Source organism: Sphingobacterium sp. LZ11T8, from assembly GCF_024261425.1.
GTDB lineage: Bacteria > Bacteroidota > Bacteroidia > Sphingobacteriales > Sphingobacteriaceae > Sphingobacterium.
The window spans coordinates 321,303-343,699 of the sequence record NZ_JANBZY010000004.1 but is presented as its reverse complement, the minus strand read 5'-3'; the positions used below and the strand labels follow the sequence as shown (position 1 = coordinate 343,699).

General features: G+C 39.6%; 16 protein-coding genes. 8 read left to right on the top strand and 8 right to left on the bottom strand.

Translation table 11 applies throughout. The features are described from left to right. Window positions 1-257: 257 nt before the first annotated feature. The 5 genes from NLF99_RS11980 (at window position 258) to NLF99_RS11960 (ending at window position 7,240) form a co-directional block, all read left to right on the top strand. Window positions 258-2,984, top strand: a complete 2,727-nt coding sequence (locus tag NLF99_RS11980; protein WP_254528450.1) for a DUF5695 domain-containing protein — start codon at window positions 258-260, stop codon at window positions 2,982-2,984. A gap of 100 nt (window positions 2,985-3,084) precedes the next feature. After that, complete coding sequence (locus NLF99_RS11975; protein ID WP_254528448.1) at window positions 3,085-4,479, top strand: aminopeptidase P family protein; 1,395 nt, start codon at window positions 3,085-3,087, stop codon at window positions 4,477-4,479. Window positions 4,480-4,604: 125 nt separating this feature from the next. Next, the gene (locus NLF99_RS11970) at window positions 4,605-5,666 is read left to right on the top strand and encodes an acyl-CoA desaturase (RefSeq protein ID WP_254528446.1); all 1,062 of its coding nucleotides are present in this window, start codon (window positions 4,605-4,607) and stop codon (window positions 5,664-5,666) included. Between the two features lie 246 nt (window positions 5,667-5,912). Beyond that, the gene (locus NLF99_RS11965; protein WP_254528444.1) at window positions 5,913-7,019 is read left to right on the top strand and encodes a DEAD/DEAH box helicase; all 1,107 of its coding nucleotides are present in this window, start codon (window positions 5,913-5,915) and stop codon (window positions 7,017-7,019) included. A 26-nt stretch (window positions 7,020-7,045) separates the two neighbouring features. After that, entirely contained in the window at window positions 7,046-7,240 is a 195-nt protein-coding gene (locus tag NLF99_RS11960; RefSeq protein ID WP_093095228.1) for a cold-shock protein, read from the top strand. A 113-nt stretch (window positions 7,241-7,353) separates the two neighbouring features. Here the strand turns inward: NLF99_RS11960 and NLF99_RS11955 are convergent, their stop codons facing one another. Together NLF99_RS11955 and NLF99_RS11950 are read right to left on the bottom strand one after the other, a co-directional pair. Then, entirely contained in the window at window positions 7,354-7,782 is a 429-nt protein-coding gene (locus NLF99_RS11955; RefSeq protein ID WP_237219494.1) for a cold-shock protein, read from the bottom strand. A gap of 150 nt (window positions 7,783-7,932) precedes the next feature. Then, window positions 7,933-8,670 carry a GntR family transcriptional regulator gene (locus NLF99_RS11950; RefSeq protein WP_254528442.1) on the bottom strand — a complete coding sequence of 246 codons (738 nt, stop codon included), beginning with the start codon at window positions 8,668-8,670 and terminating at the stop codon, window positions 7,933-7,935. A 123-nt stretch (window positions 8,671-8,793) separates the two neighbouring features. Between NLF99_RS11950 and NLF99_RS11945 the strand changes: the two genes are divergently transcribed. Then, window positions 8,794-10,095 carry an amylo-alpha-1,6-glucosidase gene (locus tag NLF99_RS11945; RefSeq protein WP_254528440.1) on the top strand — a complete coding sequence of 434 codons (1,302 nt, stop codon included), beginning with the start codon at window positions 8,794-8,796 and terminating at the stop codon, window positions 10,093-10,095. 24 nt (window positions 10,096-10,119) lie between these two features. Here NLF99_RS11945 and NLF99_RS11940 read toward each other — a convergent pair whose 3' ends face one another. The 5 genes from NLF99_RS11940 to NLF99_RS11920 form a co-directional block, all read right to left on the bottom strand. Beyond that, window positions 10,120-12,453, bottom strand: a complete 2,334-nt coding sequence (locus tag NLF99_RS11940; protein WP_254528439.1) for a GH92 family glycosyl hydrolase — start codon at window positions 12,451-12,453, stop codon at window positions 10,120-10,122. A 1-nt stretch (window position 12,454) separates the two neighbouring features. Beyond that, window positions 12,455-13,750, bottom strand: coding sequence for an MFS transporter (locus NLF99_RS11935; RefSeq protein WP_254528436.1), 1,296 nt, complete (start codon window positions 13,748-13,750; stop codon window positions 12,455-12,457). A 47-nt stretch (window positions 13,751-13,797) separates the two neighbouring features. After that, a complete protein-coding gene (locus tag NLF99_RS11930) occupies window positions 13,798-16,926 on the bottom strand; it encodes a GH92 family glycosyl hydrolase (RefSeq protein ID WP_254528434.1) in 3,129 nt (1,042 codons plus the stop codon). A gap of 32 nt (window positions 16,927-16,958) precedes the next feature. Then, the gene (locus NLF99_RS11925) at window positions 16,959-18,752 is read right to left on the bottom strand and encodes a class I mannose-6-phosphate isomerase (RefSeq protein ID WP_254528427.1); all 1,794 of its coding nucleotides are present in this window, start codon (window positions 18,750-18,752) and stop codon (window positions 16,959-16,961) included. Window positions 18,753-18,912: 160 nt separating this feature from the next. Beyond that, window positions 18,913-19,665 carry an HpcH/HpaI aldolase/citrate lyase family protein gene (locus NLF99_RS11920; protein WP_254528425.1) on the bottom strand — a complete coding sequence of 251 codons (753 nt, stop codon included), beginning with the start codon at window positions 19,663-19,665 and terminating at the stop codon, window positions 18,913-18,915. 43 nt (window positions 19,666-19,708) lie between these two features. On the opposite strand from NLF99_RS11920, the gene NLF99_RS11915 reads away from it, so the two are divergent. Beyond that, window positions 19,709-20,635: an SMP-30/gluconolactonase/LRE family protein gene (locus NLF99_RS11915; protein WP_254528418.1), complete on the top strand. Its 927-nt coding sequence runs from the start codon at window positions 19,709-19,711 to the stop codon at window positions 20,633-20,635. A 7-nt stretch (window positions 20,636-20,642) separates the two neighbouring features. On the opposite strand, the gene NLF99_RS11910 is transcribed toward NLF99_RS11915, so the two are convergent. Then, window positions 20,643-21,323 carry a hypothetical protein gene (locus tag NLF99_RS11910; protein WP_254528416.1) on the bottom strand — a complete coding sequence of 227 codons (681 nt, stop codon included), beginning with the start codon at window positions 21,321-21,323 and terminating at the stop codon, window positions 20,643-20,645. Between the two features lie 346 nt (window positions 21,324-21,669). Here NLF99_RS11910 and NLF99_RS11905 point away from each other — a divergent pair, with 346 nt between their 5' ends. Beyond that, complete coding sequence (locus NLF99_RS11905; RefSeq protein ID WP_254528414.1) at window positions 21,670-22,362, top strand: response regulator transcription factor; 693 nt, start codon at window positions 21,670-21,672, stop codon at window positions 22,360-22,362. The last annotated feature ends 35 nt before the right edge of the window (window positions 22,363-22,397 follow it).

Below are 22,397 nucleotides of genomic sequence, written 5' to 3'. Positions count from 1 at the left end.
AACAATTATTAAAACCATATTTGTAACAAACAAACAGGAAAAACTTAATCGTGTGTATTAAGTGTGACTTTGGATCAATGCTAATAAAACCAGTTTTTTTAGAGTAAATGGAAAACACCCCATTTAATTTCTTCCAAACTGTAATTTTGCTTCCACTAATCTAATTATTTTACTTAATACAATTAAATTTTTCCTTCCATTCATTTTTAGAATTAGATTAATTGGCTTTCTATTAATAATTCAAGACTTCAACAGAAATGATGAAAATTAAAAATTTCTATTATCTCCTTTTAGTGGCCTTGACACCTTGCTTGTCCCAACCTGCTCATGCTCAACAGAATGAGCACCCTGTTTGGAAAAAAGTAGCTGCTGAACCTCCTACCCTTGGTATAGACCAAGGCAACAAAACCTTTCCTTTGAAAGAACTAAACCTGCAGCTTTTAAACAGTTCTCAGACCGCATCATCAATCAAGCTGATCCATGCAGATACTAGCTTTGACTACACAGCAACCGAACTCTTAAACAAAAGAGATCGCAATGGTTTCTTCCATATCGGGGACATCAATCTCAAAATTCGTAATGCCGGCAACCAGGAATGGCAGGCCTTCTCCTCCGCAAATAACCGTCAAAAAGTATTAGAATTAAAGCCTGAGGGCAATGTATTGGCCATGGCTGATCTGAGTTCAACCCTTCAAAACATACCTTTGAAGGTAATCCGAAAATGGGAAGACATAAATGGAAATCTGCAACTTACCTTCCAGATCATCAATAATTCAAACAAATCCATTGAGATTGGAGGCCTTGGGATTCCATTACCGTTCAACAACAACATGGATTGGAAAAGTTTAGACGAAGCCCATGCTAAAAATGTCTTCTTCGACCCTTACATCGGAAAGGATGCCGGATATATGCAGGTAAACCGACTTCATGGAAATGGACCTAGCCTATTGGTCCTGCCCAGTGAAAATGCAGGTTTTGAAGCTTACAACCCATTAAATACAGATCCAACCCCTAGAAGCATCACCTTTGAAGGCTTTCATGAATGGTTGATACACAGCAAAACTTATGCAGAAACTGAATGGCAAAATGTCAACCCTTGGAATCAACCTACATCATCTATTTTGAAACCTGGTGAGACCAAAAACTTCTCCTTGAGATTTGTTCTCGCACCGAGCATCAAAGAAATTGAATCTACCCTATTGGCCAATAATAGACCTGTAGCCATTGCAGCCCCAGGTTATGTCATTCCAATGGACAACCCAAGCAAATTATTCATCAAGCATAATAAGCAGATCAAGAACATCGAGGTTTTCCCAAAAGATGCCCTAAGCATAAAAACCTTGAAAAAGACCAAGAATAATTGGAATCAATTTGAAGTATCAGGAAATACCTGGGGAAGGGCAAGACTGCAGATCACCTATCAAGATGGAATCGAACAAACCATTCAGTATAAGGTCATCAAACCTGAACAGGAAGTAGTCAAGGACTTAGGGAATTTCTTGACCAATGAACAATGGTTTGAGGATTCAAATGATCCATTTAAAAGATCTCCTTCGGTAATTACATACGATATTGAAGAAAGAAAACCAGTTACCCAAGAGCAAAGAGCATGGTATGCAGGCTTAAGTGATGAAGCTGGTGCTGCCAGCTGGCTCGCAGCAATGATGAAGCAGGTTATGATACCTAACAAGGTTGAAATTGAAAAACTGAAGCGTTTTGTCAATGAAACTATGTATGGCCGAATCCAGCACAAAGAGGGAAAAGATAAATATGGCGTAGTTAAAAGTCTTTTCTATTATGAGCCAGACTCCCTACCAAAAGGTACCTATAGTGAAGATATCAACTGGAAAACATGGTCGGCTTGGCCTAAAAAAGAAGCCGACAATATAGGCCGATCCTATAATTATCCCCATGTTGCTGCTGCCCATTGGGTCATGTACCGACTCGCAAGGAATTACAACCAGCTAGTTTCTGAAGAACCTTGGGATGTATACCTCGACCGGGCATTCCATACGGCAATAGCCATGGTTGAGAAGGCCCCACATTATGCTCAATTCGGACAGATGGAAGGCAGTATTTTCCTACTGATACTAAATGACTTAAGAAGGGAAGGCTTAACGGATTCTGCAAATAAGTTGGAATCTGAAATGAGAAAACGTGCCGAGCATTGGAAAACCTTAAATTACCCATTTGGCAGCGAAATGCCATGGGACTCTACCGGTCAGGAAGAAGTTTACCTCTGGTCCAAGTACTTTGGTTTCGATGAAAAAGCACAAGTGACGCTCAACGCCATATTAGCCTATATGCCGACAGTTCCCCATTGGGGCTACAATGGCAGTGCTCGCCGTTATTGGGACTTTGTATACGGCGGAAAACTATCCAGAATTGAAAGACAGCTACATCACTACGGCTCTGCCTTGAATTCCATACCAGTTCTCACCGAATATAGAGACCATCCCGATGACTTCTACCTACTGCGCGTAGGTCATGCTGGCATGATGGGTGCTTTGGCAAATGTTACCCAAGAAGGATTCGGACCAGCAGCATTCCACTCCTATCCATCAACCCTAGAAATCGATGGTATTACTGGCGATTATGGATCAGGATTTTATGGCTATGCCGTTAATTCAGGAACATATATCATCAAACACCCCGAATTCGATTGGTTGGCATTCTCAGGAAACCTGGTCAAGAATAAAGAAAATATCGATGTTAAAATCAAAACTGGAGCAAGAAACCGAATCTTTCTAGCTCCAGAAAAACTTTGGATTGAACTCGATGCTGGAGAGCTGGACCTACTTTCCTATAATGAGAAAAACAAAACGGTTACTTTGACCCTTACCCCCAATTCAGAAATCCTGGAGAATAATCTCATCAGGTTTAATTCCGAAAGTGGTTATACATTAAAAGGCTTTGAAAAAGATGCTTTGGGTAGATATGTCATTCCAAATCGCGTTACACAAATTCAACTAAGCAAAGATTAAGATGCTTAATCAACCGGTAACAACTTATTCCTATAAATACTGTGGTTCCTAAAGATGGTTCCACAGTTTTTGTTTAATTTCGTTATAAAATTTTAGAGCAATGTTTTCGTCAAGTACCTATCAGAATAGAAGAACCCAATTAAAAAATGAGGTTTCCCATGGAGTGATCGTTTTATTGGGAAATATTGAAAATCCCATCAATTTCGAACATAACACTTACCCATTCCGCCAAGACAGCAGCTTTTTATATTATTTCGGAATCCAAGCCCCCTTTATCGCTGGGATCATCGACATTGATGAAAACCGGGAAATAATCTTTGGTGATGAATTGGACATGGATGCACTGGTTTGGACCGGCAGACAAGAAACCTTGAAGGAAAAAAGCCTAAAAGCGGGCGTTTCTGAAACCATGCCTTTCAAAGAACTGGAGAACCACCTTCAGAAAGCTAAGTTCAACAATCGCCCAATCCATTTTTTACCTCCATATCAATCTTACAACAAAATCCTATTGAGCAGACTTTTGGATAGGCATTTAGATGAACTACTGCCATCTGAAAAACTGATCAAGGCCGTCGTAAAGCAGAGATCGATCAAGGAACCACAGGAAATCCAGCAGATTGAAGAGGCTCTTCGTGTTTCTACGGAAATGCATCTCCTCGCCATGAAGATTGCAAAACCTGGAATGAAAGAATATGAATTGGTGAATGCGATCCAAAAATATGCTGCAGACCAAAATTTCACATTTGCATATCCACCGATCGTGACAGTGCATGGTGAAATTCTCCATAACCAATACCGTGAGAACAGCTTTAAAAACGGTGATTTGATCTTAAACGACTCGGGCGCTGAAACTCCAATGGGTTATGCAGGTGACTTAACCAGGACTTTCCCTGTATCCGCCACTTTCACGGAAAGACAAAAAGATCTTTACAATGTGGTCTTAAGATCCTTTACAGATGCTAGAGACATGATGAAACCTGGGGTTAAATTCAAGGATATTCACCTGAAAGCTGCCAAAACTTTGGTAGAAGGCTTGACTGCAGTTGGATTGATGAAGGGGAATGCTGAAGACGCCGTTGCGAACCACGCCCATACCATGTTCTTTCAATGTGGCTTAGGCCATATGATGGGATTAGATGTCCATGATATGGAAGACTTGGGTGAACAGTATGTGGGATATACCGAAAGAGAGCCTAAGGACAAAAATACGTTTGGGCTCAAATCTTTGCGCCTAGGAAAAGAACTGGAAGCAGGCTTTGTCTTGACTGTAGAACCGGGCATATACATTATCCCTGACTTGATCGATATGTGGAAGGCTGAAAAGAGAAACCATGAATTCATCAATTATGATCTCCTAGAAGATTACCGTAATTTTTCGGGGATCCGAATTGAAGACAATTTCTTGATTGAAGAGAATGGCTACCGATTATTAGGTCCAGACCTGGTAAAAACCGTGGAGGAAATCGAAGAAATCAGAAAGCAAAGTTTAAATTAAGGTCCAATAAAAATTAGAGTTTTTTAACTTAAGTTAAACAATCATTTGCCATATAAATTGTAAGTTTGCACAAATACAACATTCTTGTCGGGCTGGTCGACAAAGTGGAAGTGGGTAATAATTATATGAAATCAACCATAAAGTTCAACAACTTAAACAGCTTATTCTCAAAATCATTAAAAAATAATATTAACGAATATTTTAATAATACCATACAAAAAAAGACTGGAAACAGTAAGTTGTACAGTAAAGCCATAATCTTGATGGCTTCCTTTGTTTTAATATACTGTATATTAGTTTTTGTACAACCGCATTGGGCCATCAGTGTCCTGTTATGTATGATATTTGGTGTCAATCTTGCAGCAATTGGATTCAATATTATGCATGATGCAGGCCATAATTCGTTTTCTGAAAATAAGCAAGTCAATAATATCCTTTCCTATTCTTTAAATCTATTGGGAGGAAATATATTTTTTTGGAAGCAAAAACACAATATCGCCCATCATACCTACACCAATATTGATGGTGAAGATCCCGATATCGAAGTGAAGTTTATGCGTATCCATCAAGATCAGAAACTAAAGAAACATCATCGCTTCCAGCCTATTTATTTTATTTTTCTTTATGGAATTTCATATTTAGCATGGATATTCTATCAGGATTATGAAAAATACTTCAGGCAAAAAATGGGCAGCTTAGAAAGAACTTTCCACTTTCCATTGAAGGAAAAAGTAATCTTCTGGATCAGTAAACTCATTCACGCCTTGATCTTTATTGTCATCCCGATTATTTATGTAGGATGGATTCCAACTCTACTTGGTATTTTGATTGCAGGTGCAGTATGCGGAATCTGTTTAGCGACAGTATTTCAGTTGGCTCATGTGGTTTCAGAAACGGAATTTAAATCTGGTGACCAACCTAAAATTGAAGAGGAATGGATGATCCACCAAATCCAATCCACAGCAAACTTCTCCACCAAAAACAAAATGTTAACTTGGCTTTTGGGCGGTCTGAACTTTCAGGTGGAGCATCACCTTTTTCCAAAGATCAGCCACATCCATTATCCGGCATTAAATAAGATCGTTAGACAGGCTTGCAAGGATTATGAAATAAAATACAACGAGTATAATTCCTTCTGGTCAGCCTTTAAATCGCATGTCAAGGTCATTAAACTCATGTCTGTTTAGGACCTATAAATCGTCCCATTAATAAAAAAGAAAAATATTATCGAAATATTTTAGTAATTTTGTAATAATATTGGAATTTATTCTATAATATCAATGACTTTGTAAACCCTCCTTAATAAACTTTGTCACTGCTTCTTCAGATTTCATTTTAATATTAATTGACATATTTTATGTCTGTAAGCAGTTTGTGCAATCGAAGAGCATTTCGTAAAACAAATTTTTAGAAGACAAATTTTAAAAACATCAATGAATTTCAACAATATGGAGCTAATCGCTCCAATCATAAAAGCACTCGAAGGTCTTGGCTACAAGGCCCCTACGGATATACAGATTGAATCAATTCCCCACATTTTAAAGGGAAATGATATCATCGGATGTGCACAGACCGGAACTGGAAAAACGGCTGCTTTTAGCATCCCTATCCTACAAAACTGTGCGAAGCAAAAATCGAATTCCAAAGCTCCAAAAGCCTTGATCTTGGCACCTACTCGCGAGTTAGCTATTCAGATTGACAAGACCTTTGCTGAACTGAACAAACACCTTGGTCTAAGGCATTTGGTCGTATTTGGTGGTGTCCCTATCTCCAGAAATATTAGATCGCTTCAACAGCCTGTAGATATATTGATCGCAACACCAGGTAGGTTATTAGACCTCATCAATCAGAAATATTTAACATTGAACAGCATTGCTACCCTAGTATTGGACGAAGCTGATACCATGTTGGATATGGGATTTATCCATGACATCAAGAAGATCCTTAAATATGTACCGGAGAAAAGACAGACCTTGTTCTTTTCTGCCACCATGCCTCCTGAAATCAGGAAGTTTGCCAATACGATCTTAAAAAACCCAGCAGAAGTAAATATCAACCCCGTTGTAAAAGCCTCTGAAAATGTCAATCAATCTGTTTTCTTCATTGAGAAAAAACAGAAAACCGACTTATTGGTTGATCTATTGAACAGAGATAAGAACCTACAAACTCTGGTTTTTATCCGTACAAAACATGCTGCAGACCGTCTGGCAAAGCAACTCAATAAAAGAGGATTCAAGGCAGATGCTATTCATGGAAATAAATCACAGAATGCAAGACAGAATGCCCTGGAATCTTTTAAGACAGGCAGATCCAAGATTTTGATCGCAACAGATATTGCTGCCCGTGGTATTGATATCCATAAATTACCACAGGTCATCAATTATGACCTTCCTACTGAATCCGAAACCTATGTACACCGGATTGGAAGAACAGGAAGGGCCGGAAATGCTGGCCATGCTTATTCTTTCTGCAGCGAAGAAGAGAAAAAAGCATTACATGGAATCCAAAAACTGATTGGCTTCCAACTAGAAACGAATTAATAATTAAGTAAGTAAATAATAATACCATGCAAGAAGGAAAAGTAAAATTCTTTAACGTAACTAAAGGATTCGGTTTTATCACTCCAAACGAAGGAGGAAAAGATGTATTCGTACATTCAACAGGTTTAGTACACGAAATCAGAGAAAATGACAATGTTACGTTTGATACTGAAAGTGGTCCTAAAGGAATTAATGCAATCAATGTACGTGTAGTTAGATAATCTAGCTCAAACGTGCATGTTGCACAACAAAAAAAGCAGCCCAAGGGCTGCTTTTTTTGTTGTGCAAAACTAATGGCTTAGCATTAGTCGATATATTTTCAAGTACAATCCGACTATACCAATTCCACTTCTGAAATTTGGTTTCCCTGTCTGGTTCTGGTGTACTTATACCTCACATTTTGATGCAAAGAAAGAATCTTGCCTGCAAGGGTATCGTTAAAATAAACAGTTTCTCTAGTCTCGTTATCGCGGATAAATCCATAGTGACCTGTTTCATTGTAATAAGAAACACGTCCCAATAGGAATTCATCCTCAGGATCCTTCGGTCTCTCTAAGTCTTCAGGTTTAAACTTATAGGTTTCTGTTGGAGGTGTATCGACGATGTTTCCAAATTCATCAACATATGCATACATTTCTTCCAATGACTTGCCTTTGTTGTTCTGAGACTTGTTCTGTTCTCTACGCTCTTGCTTTTCTTGAAGTTTTTGCTGTTTTCTTTTTGCTAGTTCTTTTTTCTTGAATGTGAGTTGGTTTCTTGACATTAAAAATTATTAAGTTAAAAAATGAAAGGGGTATCTCTTTAAATAACCTGGATTGGCTGAGGATTAAGATAGGGGCCTTTATGAATGAATACAAAGATACAAAAAATTAGCGAGATTTGCTAATCTTTACGTACTACGCCCTCCAACTAATTAGCTCTCTCCCCTTCTACTTTCTACTTTATAGGTAAAACTTTCCGCCCTGTAATAACCTAGGTTATACTCAATAGGTTTTCCTGATTGATCATATACAAAACGCTTCCTCGAAAGAATAGGCTCTCCAATGGCAATCTCCAATTTCTCAGAAATAAATTTATTGGCAGCTTTGGCATCAATCTCCTCTTGGGAAAGATCTGCAATGATATTGCATTGTTGCTGCAAAATATCATATAAAGGTAATTTGAAGTCTTCCTCCCCCGTCAGTCCGACCCTTGGGTGAAAATAGGAAATGAAATAGACAAATGGATCACCTGGCTTACCTCGCAACCTTTCTAGCTTCAGGACCTTCTGATCTTCCGGAATTTCAAAAAACTTAGCAACAGCGGGTTCCGGAACAACCCAACGAACATGGAGCTCAAAATTCTTCACCTCCAGCCCCCTGTTCTTCATCTCCTGTGAAAAACTCAACCAATTCTTGGATTTTGAACTGAATTTCTGTTGCGTAACTTTCGTCCCTACACCTTTCTTCCTCACCAAAAGTTCTTCATAGACCAACTTATTGATCACCAATCGCAAGGTAGACCTGGAAATCGACAATTTCTTCGCCAGATCTAGCTCATTGGGCAAATACTTGCCATCCTGATACTCAGGCTGTTTGATTAAATCTCGAAGCAAAGTTTCCACCTGGACGTGCAGGGGAATGGGGCTATTATGGTCTATCTTCAGATTCATACTTTTTTGATTGTGACTTAAAATAAGATAATTCTTTTTTAAATAGCAAATTATGTATGTTTGTATACACATACTTCAGTGCCCTAATATTATCGATTTTCGTAGTTATAACCAATAAAAACAATGAAAAGTTATCTATTTTATGTTGCATTCGGCCTAACGCTAACAGCCTGCAACAACCATACAAGCAACAACAACAATCTAAATTCAAGCATTCAAGATTCAGTGATTTCCGACAGTAATTATACTATTGTCAAAGACATGGCAAAGGACATTGTTAAGTCTGGTTTTAACGCTGGTGATGGGTACCAAGAGGTTTGGATCCGTGATTACAATACTTTTATTCGACTTGCCTTCGAAGTTCAACCTGCCGATCAAATCAAGAAAAACCTGCTGGCCTTTTTTGGTCTTCAAGCCAAGGATGGAAATATTCCAGATGGCTTCGTGACGAAAGAAAGTCTGAAAGGCAAAACCAGTGATTATTACAGCATTTTGTCTGAGTTAGAACCCTTATTGGCTGCCCATAAAAATACGGTGGAGACTGACCAAGAGGCATCCCTAATACAGGCCGTCTATAAATATATCCAGGTTTCCGATGACCGGGATTTCTTAAAGACCATGGTAGGTCAGTTTACAGTCGCTCAACGAATGGAACAAGCGCTTCAATTCTTAATGGACAAACGATTTGACAAAGAACATGGACTGCTCTGGGGCGCAACAACAGTGGATTGGGGCGATGTTCAGCCTGAACATGATTGGGGAGTACATTTGGATGATAATTCCCATCTCGCCATTGACATCTATGATAATGCCATGTTCTTGATCGCCCTTGACAATTTCATGGAGTTAGTCCCTGACAATAAACCAAAATGGGAAACCATCAGAAAAGATATTGCTAGCAATACCATGAAAAATCTTTGGGATGCAAAGAATCAAAAATTTATTCCGCATATCTACCTGAATGGGTCTCCCTTTCCTGCTGATTTCGATGAAAATAAAATCTTTTACCATGGAGGAACTGCAATTGCAATCGAAGCCAATCTGTTGAGCAAAGAGCAGATCAAAACTTCATTGGATAAAATGATTGCCAATGTGAAAGAATCTGGAGCTGCAACCATAGGGCTTACGATTTATCCCACCTATCCGAAAGGCTTCTTTAAAAATAAAGGTATGTATCCTTACGGCTATCAAAATGGAGGGGATTGGACCTGGTTTGGAGGCAGGATGGTTCAGCAATTGATCAGGAACGGATTTGTGACAGAGGCAAAGGAACAACTCAAACCTATGCTGGACCGGGTGATCAAAAACAAAGGTTTTTATGAATGGTACACGAAAGACAACAAACCGGAAGGATCCGGAACCTTTAGAGGCGAAGCCGGGGTGTTATATGACGCCATACAGCTATTGGAAAAATCAGGGTCTTAATCCCTGATCTTTCATCTCCTTAGCTTAGTATTTATCTTTTGGACGATTGCCAGTTTTTAATTTCAGTATCCCTCCTGCCCTTATTGACTTTAATGGGATAAATGGTTCATGGACGATCTTGCCATTCAGATTAATCTGATCAATATAGGCACCACTCGAACCTGGGTTCTCTTTCTTAATGACAAAGTCCTTACCTGAATAGTATTTTGGGTTCAATTGAATCTTGATCTCGTCAAAGAGTGGCGTCGATAGGCCCATTTTTGCATCGGCATCCGTTAGTCCAGCCACATCAAATATGCCCATGGCTGCCATTACATACCAAGCACCTAATTGCCCTTGATCCTCATCCTGCCCATATCCATATCCATGAATGCCCTCATTACCATAGAATTTATTACAGATTTCCTGAACCCATTTCTGCGTCAATGAAGGCTTCCCAGAAAAGTTAAACAACCAAGATACATGTAGATTCGGCTGATTCCCTTGGTTGTAGAGACCCTCTAGTCCTGAAAAGGCATCAATATTTTTACCTCCCGAAAACCCTAATGCTTCCGATTGCACAAAAATACTGTCCAACCTAGCGTTGAACGCTTTTTTACCTATAGCTTGTATCAGGCCTTTAGGATCATGCGGCACATAAAATGTATATTGATAGGAATTTCCTTCCTGAAAACCCCGCCATGCTTGGCTAGGTTTAAAATCCATAATAAAATCCCCATTGGCAAGTTTAGGTCTTATCAATTTCAATTGAGGGTCAAAAAGATGCTTCCAGCCCTGTGATAATGTGGATAGCTGTGCATAGTCCTGCTTCTTGCCCAATGCTTTGGCAAATTGGGCAACTGCATAGGAACTGAAAGAATATTCCAAGGTATGAGAAGCTGAAAACATCCAAGATTCATGGATTTCACTATCAGATTTATCAATATGTGGCACATATCCCTTCGCTACAAATTGATCCACATCCAATTTTCCTGCTCCTCGTGGCCTCCCCTTTCCATCAATTTCATTTTTCAATGCCGCTTCATAACCCAATTGCACATCAAAATCCCGAATTCCCTGCATATAGGCACTGGCAATAACAAGGCTTACAAAATTGGTCCCAACGCCAGAAACATATCTGCTATTGGCTATTCCATCTGCCAACCATCCTGAATCCTTATAGATCAACAATTGCGAATTCACAAAATCAGACAAGTATTCTGGATAGGCGATGGTCCATAGTTGTGTCAAATTCCAAAAAGCCCCCCATACCGCATCTGTATTGTAATGTTGATGTTTTGGCTCTCCTGTTTGGTCCTTTTCAATGTACCCTACGGTCCCATCATTTTTTGGATAGGCTCCTGAAACATCACTTGCCAATCCCCTGCCCAACAGAGCATGGTAAAGACCGGTATAAAACTTTGTGCGATCTGTTTCCTTTCCACCCTTCACCTGAATCCTTCCCAACATTTCATTCCATTGGGTTTGATTCTGTTCTTTGGCAGCATCAAAATCCAAATTACTGGCTTCTGCAGTCAAATTTGCCATGGCCTCAGCAACTGATGTATAGGAAAGGCCTAACTTGACTTCGATGCTTTCCTCATCAGCAGTAGTATAGCTGAAATAAGCTCCTGAAGAAATCCCTGAAATCCGATCAAGTCCCTCAAACTGCTTTTCTCCCCGGAATACGCCGTGCTTTTTCGCTTTTTTGTTGATCTCCGCATAGAAATACATCCTGATATCGGAACCAGCCTGATATTTCTCTACATAAAATGGTGCTGTAATCGCATATCCTTCAATGGTACCATCATCGTTTATTTTCACCTCAGCGTCCTTCACCTTTCCGCTCTCCCCCATGATATTGCCAATATCGAAAATGATATGGGATTCATCACTTTTAGGAAAGGTATAGCGATGGAACGCGACTCTTTCGGTAGCCGTCAATTCCGCTGTAATGCCATAATCTTTTAGCAATACCCGGTAATATCCCGGTTCTGCCAGTTCATCTTTACGGTCAAAACTTGAACGATAGCCCGTTTGGGGATCATCCAGATTTCCCGGGATAGTTTTCAATTTGCCATTGCTTGCCATTAACGAAATCCCACCTATCTGGAATTCATGGAAATTAGGAAAACTTTCTATGCTATGGTCGCGGAAGTCGTAACCTGTCGCCTCCCATCCACTTTTATTACCCAAACTTCCATTGGTCGACGGTCCGGGCTTGGCCATACCAAATGGCATGGCACCTGGAGCAAAATGAAACCAGCGCGCATGAGCTGTACCAATAAAGAGATCCACCGATTGAATCGGTTGTTGGGCCATAGCAAGATGACCTAGGCTAAGAACGGCAAATGTTAAATAGCTGAACAATCTTTTCATCTTAGTTTTGATTTAATAGGAATTGGATTTCTTCACTGCTCTTACCTTTGGTTTCTGGAAGATATTTAAGGACAAATAAAAAACCAATCAGACAAACTAGACCCAATAGAATAAAGGTCCCAGCAACGCCAATATCCTCCAATAGGAAGGGTGTTACCTGTCCCATTAAAAAGTCAGATACCCACATGGCTAAAATACTCAAGCCCATAGCCTTGGCGCGGATATGTGCAGGAAAGATTTCAGAAGCCACCACAAATTTCAAGGGCCCTATGGAGAATGCAAAGAATGCCAGGAAACAGACTACCGAAATCACCAGCAGCCAACTATCTGCCAGATCCAGAAAAAACAATATACTGGTCAGAAACAGGGATACAGCTCCGCCCAAAGTACCGATCAAATAGAGTGGCCTTCTGCCTAAACTATCCACCTTCCAGATGGCAATCAGTGTAAACAACATATTGGCAACACCTATGATAATCTGGCTATACAGGGAATTATCTAAGCTAAACCCTAAAGTTTTCAATATGGTAGGACCGTAATAGATGATTACATTGATCCCACAGAACTGGGAAAATATCGGTAAAAACAAACCTATTATTAATGCTTTCCTATAAATTGGTTTCCAGACCTCTGCATACCCTGAATTGGACATTCCATCATTGTTTTTAGACCAACTCGGACTTTCGGGCACAAACATCAATCCAATAAAAAAGGCCAAAGAGGGTATCAGGGACATACCGATCATGGCTCGCCACTCCTCTTCGACAAACACATGCTGAAAGAATGCTTGCGCTGAGAATTGAGCCAAAACATCCTGATCTTTAATGATCAAGGCATTCGACACATAAGCCAGTACAATGCCAAAGGTCAATGCCAATTGATAAAAGGTCACCAGTTTTCCACGATCTTTAACAGGTGCAATTTCCGACAGATATAGAGGAACAACATTCGAGGCAATACCTATCCCAATCCCCGTAAAGATCCTGGTCAGGATAATCAAGGAAAAGGACTCCAAAAAAATACAGGCAAAAGTGGCGATGACAAATATTATAGCAGCAAATTGCATGCTGCTTTTTCGTCCATATTTATCCGATAGATGACCGGAAATCATGACCCCGAGGATACAGCCTAATAGTGCCGATGAAACAAACCAGCCCTCCAAAAAGCTGTCAAGACTAAACTGCATTTTTACCAAAGGCAAAACCCCCGATACCACAGCCATATCAAAGCCAAAAATAAAACCACCTAATGAGGCTATCAAGGCCACAAAGGCCAATTGCTTATTGGAAATATTCACATGCCGGAATTATAGTTTATAATAGTTTTTTATTTTGAAATCAATCCCTATCTCGATACACCCCAATTTTTATTTGGTTCGGCACCCATTTCTAAAATCAACTCACCGCCCTGCAACAACTCAACGGCACTGAAATAAAAACTGTTCAATTTCTTACCATTCAGGGTAGCATTTTGAATGTAAACATTCGCTTTACTATTGTTCTTGGCCTTGATGACAAACTTCCCCCCCCTGTCAAACTGTTCTCCAAGGTCAATCTGAATCTCTTCAAACATAGGACTTCCAATCTCATAGACCGGTTGGCTCCTTGTACCTCCATACATCTGAAAGAGACCAATGGCCGTCATAATATACCAGGCACTCATCTGCCCTTGATCTTCATCTCCCAAATAGGCATTTGATATCCCTCTACCATAATACCTTTCTGCAATGGAACGGCTCCACTTCTGTGTCAACCAAGGTTTATTCAAATAATTGAATAAATAGGCAAAATGCATCGACTGCTGATTACCCTGAACTACCGGGTAATCCCAATACTGATCGTTGGGCCCGTTATATCTCCATTTTACACTCTCTTCAAATCCCCATTCCAGTCGCTCTGAAAATACATCGGCACCGATCCAATTGGCCAATCCAGGAATATCCTGAGGAACGAAAAACGTCAATTGCCAAGCATTCCCTTCAACATAATGATGGTTTGCACCAGATTTGAATGGATCAAAATCTTTTAACCATTCCCCTTTTGAATCCTTCATCCTGGCATAACCACTTTCCACGTCAATGGCATTTTTCCACCAATTGCCGCGATCATTGAAATAGTCGTAGTCCTTTTCATTCCCTAAGGATTTGGCAAACTGACCCACCGTCCAATCATCAAAACTATATTCCAAGGTATTGGAGAACCTTCCCAAATCAGATGGAACATATCTATATTTTAAATAGACCTCGAGGTCTCTATTCCCTGCAAATCCACCTGCAAATTTCGAAGGCATCGTAGTCTGCATTTTTTTAACGGCTTCAAATGCTTTATCTACATCATAATCCCGAATACCCATTTGATAAGCCGATACGATCAACGGAATCTCATGCTCGGCAACCATGACAGGAATATATTCCATTCCAGCGGGTCCCTTGGCCAACCAACCATCAGCGTCATACATCGCGAGCTGTGATTTCACCCATTTATTGCTCCATTCCGGAGTAACTAGGTTCCAAAACTGGTTCAAATTCCAGAAGGTATTCCAAAAAGCATCACAACCCAAGGCTAAATCCTGAGAATTGCTGAATTGACGGACCTTTTCCTGCGAATCACGCCATTCGCCATTAATATCGCTAAAGGTGTTCCGGCTTAAGGACCTATACATATTGCTATAGAATTTCTCCTTTTCAAAGTAATCATCACTTTTCACTTTCAGCCTTTCCAATAATGCGTTCCAAGTCTTTAATTGATTGTCCCTAACCTTTTCAAATGACCAACCAAATGGTCCTGAAATCTCTCTATCTAAATTTTCTTGCGCATTATCAATACTGACATAAGATATGCCTGTCCGTAATTGTACAGTCTTTTCTTTTTGGACATCAAACTCTACGTACATTCCCGCCTCTTTCACATCTTTCCCCGATGAACTCTGCCCCTTCTGGATGCGATCTGACTCCCAAGTTCCAAAATCAACAATGGCTTGATCAAACTCCATTACAAAATGGACCTTATAGTCCTGTTTTGCATCTGTGGACCAAACATTTTCCGATAATTGATCCGAATAACCGATGATCTTATAGTCTGAGACCTTTTTTAATTGATAGTCCTTGATGGTATAAGGGTATTCGCCATTGACTTTTAGATCAATCATAACCCGACCTGTCTCAGACTGATGGAAGGTGTAACGTTGGAAACTGGCTCTGGTGGTTTGGGTAAGATCGACGTCAATATCATAATCGGTCAATTTCACATGATAAGAACCTAATGGTGCTTTTTCAGTGGTCTTATCGATCCTGGAGCGATAGCCTGAATCGGGATCATATTGATCGCCAACCTGGATCTGCAATGGCCCCGAGGTGGGAAAGGTACCTAGCCCGGCCATTGTCCATTCATGGATATGGCTGAACATAGCAATTGATTCAATGGATGGTTCGTACCCGGCCTGCCATCCAACATTCTGGTTGTCAGGACTTAATTTTACCATACTGAAGGGCATCCATGGCCCTGGAGCAATCATCCAACGGGAATGGGATGCGCCAATCATGGTATTGACATAATTTGCTAATGAACCTAAGGGTTTCGGACTCCGAATCACCTGCTCTTTGCTGAGCAATTGTTCATTAACATATACCTCAACAGTACTGGTCTTACTTTTTTTCACGGCCTGCAACGGGATCTCGATCCTGGACAAGCCTTGATCCATGGACTTTAGATATGCTGTCCTGCCATCGACCAATACCTTTACGGTTTGGTTGTCTTTTAATCGCAAGATTTCCAGCAGTAAATTCTGGATCCTTTCTTTATCATTTTGCAGTTCAAAATCAGCCGTTTCAAGCCCCTTTACAACTGTACTGTATTCAGCAACGAGCTTTGTACCCGATGGTCCCAATAACCTAAAGGAATCAAACTCAATCCAGCCTCCTTTTAAACTGGTTAGGTTAATTTGATTGAAACCTTTTTTCAGGATGCCTGGATTGATATCAATCCTGATTTTTTCAGTGCCAAGTTGTCCTGCTACAGGATTACTTTCGCCAGTACCATTCTTTAGATCGTAATTGAAAAGATGTCCATTAATACCCACCTGCAAAGTGGGTTTGGCCTTACCTTCAGAATTCACGAAATCCAATTCCAGTACATATTTATCATTTGGGTCTATGGAAGTCAATTGATAGTACAGGTTCAGAAAATGGGTCCGGATACCAGAAGTCCCCCCTGTGCCGCCCCACCCGTTCGCAGGACCCGGTAAAACATAAGGAAAATCTTGGTTGAGCACCTGCTGACCAACCACAAAATAATTATCTTCATAACCAAAATCATGCGCCAAAAAATCTTTAAATCCTTGCGGACTTAAGGCAAATTCTTGGCTCGAATGATCTACTTTTCCTAATTCCCAAATCGTATTCTCTTGTCCAAAAATGCTCGAAGCGCTTGCCAGAAATAAAGCCGCAGAAAAAAATACCTTTCGAAAATGCTGCATAATCATGATTTTGCTATTGGTTATCGTTTTGATCATTTCAAGTAAGAAAGAATGACCTTAGCTTCTCCCTCTCCTAGATTCTTAATTTTATACTGTTCTGCTGCAGCCGGTACAATGAAAGTTTCGGCATAATGGAATGTTTGCTGATTTCCTGCTATGTCCTCCAGTTCAATCTTACTGCCTTCGACAAGCATCAGGACATGCACTTTATCCGCTGTCTGCACTTCGATTTGATCCTTGACATCTAATCTTTGTATTGCATAATAATGTTCAGGATGGGTTGGATATTGGATGATTTTTGCCCCCTCACGTTCCTCTAATATATAGGATTTGGAGATATGTTCCCGTTCAACCAGCTCTCCTTTTCTTGAAAAATCCAGGTTCCTGAACCCATGTTCAATATTGATGGGTCTAGGCTTCCCCTCCTTGTCCCGCTGAAGCCAATCGTACATCTTAAAAGTATAGATATAGGGTGTTGCTGAAATCTCTAAAACCAAATTATTCCTTCCAGCACTGTGTACCGTCTGATTTGGAATTAGATATAGCTTATGTTTTTCGGAATTAAATTCCTGGACAAATTCGGCAACCTCCAGCTCCTTCTCTTCTACTACACTATCTTCTAAAGCCTTTTTAAATCTGTTTGGTTCAATGTCTTCTTGAAATCCCAAATACACCTTCGCATCTTCCTTGCAATCCATGATGTAATAGGTTTCATCCTGTGTAAACTGTTCGCCAAAATTTTCCTGTATATAATCCAATGCTGGATGGCATTGAACTGAAAGGTTTCCACCATCAAAAGTATCCAGAAAATCAAAACGGATCGGGAAATAATCACCAAACTGCGGATGACCTGAGCCTAAAATATTTTTAGACTCCTGAAACATCAGCGTATCAAAACTGACCTCCAACAAATGCCCCGAACTTTCTAGAACCAATCCATTTTCAGGTGCAATAATTTCAAATGACCAAGCGTAATTCACCTCATCTTGGGCCAATTCCTGAAAATGAGCTTTCATCCATTGTCCGCCCCATACCCCAGGGTCAAACCAGGGTCTAGGCCTGAAGACCGTTCTGCTCATTTCAGATAAGGAATTTCTTAAATCTTCGCCTTGGATCCAATTTATGGTATCCAACCATTGGCTGTCTGAAAGAAGATCGATCTTTGAAAGGATCGCCTTTTTATGGGCATTCAACACGATCCAATCCACAAAATACAAACGCTTGTAGGTTTTCTTCATATTGAACCTTGTCGTGGATCCAATATTAAAGGCAGAATTTCCCCTTACCCGGAAAAGCAGTTCATTTTTTGGAATATCAAAATAGGCTATGGAATTAAAAGTGCTAACAAAACTGGCTCCAATCCCCCAGACTATATTGAGTTCAAAGCCTTGATTGGCCTCCAGATTCTTTAATCCCTCCATGTCAAAGAATTCAGCTAGGTTAAGGTCACAAACCTTTCCCCATACCGAGTCTTCATCACCCATATAAGGTGCTACCATTATATCGATCTCCGCCTCAGGCTTAAAGAAATCCTTTGTTTCAATCCAATTCACACGTACGGATCTCCTGGCAAATTCTTTTTCCAAGGCAGCCTTGATCCCAGCCCAATCTACCGCAACATAACCATCCACACAAACCGTTTTCTTGGAAATCATCCAGTCTGCTAAAGAGGAATATCCCGATGAAATCATTCCTTCGGCAATGGAAAAGGAGGGATAAATGCTATATCCATCCCTAAATTCCTTTGAAATTACGGATGGCATCACTGCTTGTCTGGTACCTCGAATGATTGAAGGGCTTTCCATGGTTGACAAATCTTCCAACATATCTATTTGCAATCTAAAAATTCTTTAATTTCAATTGGTCTACAGCACAATATTAAAACATTGTACCTACATATCAAAGAAAAATATAAACATGTTTATACATATAGGAAATTTTCACAAAACAAGAGCACAAAAAAAACATGAAATTTTCAAATTAAATCTATTTTAGGAATTCAGTGATTATGGACTTCGAAGCTTCTTGTATGATCCCTACATCAACTGCATATGAAATGTAATCAATCCCTAAGTCCCTCCATTTTCTGGCGTCCGTAAGATTATCCGCAAAAATTCCGGTTTTTTTCGAGTTTTCTTTGCAGAGCGAGACGATATATTCTATTTTCTCTATAACGGTAGGATGATTAATCTGTCCTGGCACTCCTAAGGCTTGGGATAGATCATAAGGTCCCAGAAAGATAATGTTGACATGTTCCACCTGAATGATTTCCTCAATATTCCTGATAGCCTCTTCTCCTTCCAATTGCAAGATCAGGTAATTCTTATTGGCCTCTGAAAAATATTCAAACCTATCTTTGTTTGAGAACTCTGCAGCACGGACAAACCTACAAACACCGCGCATACCTATGGGGCCAAATTTAGCATACTCAACAGCCAATTTTGCCTGTTCGGCATTACTGATCTGAGGGACTTGTATCCCCAAGGCACCGATATCCAAAGCTTTTCCGATAGCCGATGCCGCATTTTCGGGAACTCGGATGATAGGAAAGGCTCCTGTGATCTGCGCTGCCCTCACGAGGTTCTGCGCATTTAAAATGCTATTAGGACCATGTTCCAAATCGATGATGATAAAGTCAAAGCCTGCATATCCCATGGCTTCAATCATGGAAGGATCTGAAGTTTTTGAAAATGGCCCGATAACCGTCTGACCAGCTTCCAGTTTCTCTAAAAATCTCATGTAGGTTTAAAATTAAACCTAAAAATAACTTATATTGCTGATAATGACCAAGAAATCCGCAATTGAAAATGAAACAATTTCAGGATTTACAGCAATTTACCAAAACCAGGAAAATATGGCCCTGAAAAGAATTTATAACGAAGCTTTAAAATTAGGCGAAGGACCGGTTTGGGATTATAGGATCCAGAAACTTTTCTTTGTGGACATCATGGACAAAAAACTATACATCTATGATTACCAAACAAAGAGTTTTGAGGAGCATGTTTTCAACGAATATGTGAGTTGTTTGGCATTGACCCCTGACTTGGACATAATCTTAATCTCTCTTGAAAGCGGTCTGTATGAATTGGAATGGAAAACAGGGAGAAAGACTTTCATCACACAGCCTGAGCATAGGTCAAATTACCGATATAATGATGGTGCAGTTAGCCCTTGGGGAACTTGGTTAATCGGCAGCATGAACAACCTCAATAATGGTGATAACGGTCCATTGCTACCTGACGCAACCTTATATGAACTGAAGCAGGACAATGCAAAGCCACTATTGGATGGAGTCATTATTTCAAATGGGATTGTCTTTGAGGACACTTTTATCTATTTCATCGATTCTGAATTAAACTCGGTCAGACGATTCAAATACAATGATGGAAAATTGGAGGATGAAACCCTGGTCTTTCAGTATGATGGAACAGGTTCATTGGACGGAATGTGCCTCTCCAGGAGCCAAAAACTCTACATAGCAAATTGGGGCGCAAACCGGATCATCATATTTGATCTTGCAAGGTTAAAGGTCATCGATTATATCCCGTTGCCTTCCAAAAATCCAACTTCCTGCACTTTTGGAGGGCCAAATATGGATGAATTATTTATCAGCAGTTCTGCGCATGAAGATGACCAACCCGATGCTGCTGGCTTATATTGCTTAAAAATTGATGACGACGCTGCTGTGGAATTCATATTGAACCACTAAGTAAGTCTCAATAATCGTCATGATAGGTGTTGTCATCTTCGTCATAGAAATCAGTCATTTGTTCGATTAAGAAGAACATGATTTCTTTATCAGACTTGAACCTTTTGATCATTTTTTCCCAAGAACTAGGATTGAATTCGATTCTGTTTTTTTGAGAATCTTCATATACCCATTGCCTGTGAAAATCTTTGCCTAAGCTGGCTGAAAAATCATTTCGATCATATTCAAGAACACCTTGCAGGTTGCGTTTAATGCTAGCAGTACCAAACTTCCCCGATTCTTCATGATATTCATGTCCAAAAATATCCGTTCCTCTCTCGGAAGAATAACCACGATTGTCTTCAATCTTCTCTTTGCCAAACATGTCAATGACATGAGATAATCTATAATTTTTATCACGTGAATATTTACGAACCAGATTTCGCAGAAAATTGGTTTTCCCTTCATTATCTCTCATGATCCCTGGAAAATGCTTGGCTAGGTACTTTTCATCAAAGGTGATTCTATTGCTTGAATTGTCATAAAATTCCAATCCATTGAAGATATTCTTTTCAAGGGTGGCCTTATACATTCCATCAAGGGAATTGAACTCCAAGTGACCAAAAAAATTATTGCTGATTTTACCTCTTTGTGCCGATGCCGCCAGACAGTTGAAAATAATAAGGAGAAGGATCGTTAGCTTTTTCATGATTCTATTTTTCAGTTGGAATCTAATTTTGTTAAAAAGATTAAACTGTTACGAAAATAAATATTACCACAACTGTAACAAAGGTTTTTTTGGCTTTTTTATTATTTCAAAATAAAAAATTCGCATTAGTTAACCTTAAGTAAACACCAAGTTATTGGTTTGATTATCAATTGTTTAAAATCAATTAAAATATTAAGATTACATTAAAAAAAGGTTAACAGGTTCTATAATAGAATTATTTATTGCAATTCGATTAGCAGATTTGAAAAAATTATTTTAGTGTTTAAACATTGTTCGCTATTTTAGGATAAGCGATAATTAATTTCCAAACCATATATTAATTATTATGATTACCCTTGATGCCCAATTATTTGAAATCTCACATGGTCTTAATATGGGGAATTTCAGCATTCCTGACTTAGGCGATATCTTACCGGCAAGCCTCATGATCCATGATTTGAACGGAAATTCACCTAATGGCTGCAGTTATATGAACCATTGGGGGACCAGTTATTTAGGGGTATATCCTGAAGAGATCCCTGCCATGGGGATGGATTATTACGACCATTTCTTTGTTAAAGAGGAAATATTCAGCTTTTTTGTTGGTTTACAGCAGTATATCATCAATGGGGAGGCTGATAAAACATACAATTTTTTCCAAAGGGTAAAAAGGTATGCCGATCAACAGTATCAATGGTGTTTTACCAGTTGTAAACTTGCTAAAATTCAAACCGAGACTAAGTTGATCTTGATATCTGCTCCTATTGATGGATTAGACCATATCATCCAACGGGTCAATAAGACTTTGGATCAAAACGAATATGTGCATGCCCATTATAAAAAATATGCGCAACTGACCAAAAGGGAAAAAGAGATTATTCGAATGCTGGCAAATGGCTTCTCAACATCAGAAATATCAGACCAACTCTTTCTATCCTCCCATACCGTATCCACACACCGAAAAAACATTTGCAAGAAACTGGAAAATAAATCCTTTGCTGAATTATTGAAGTTTGCCGTAAATTTTGATTTGACTTAGTCTATTGCCAAATATTGGCGATTAGCAATAGGATC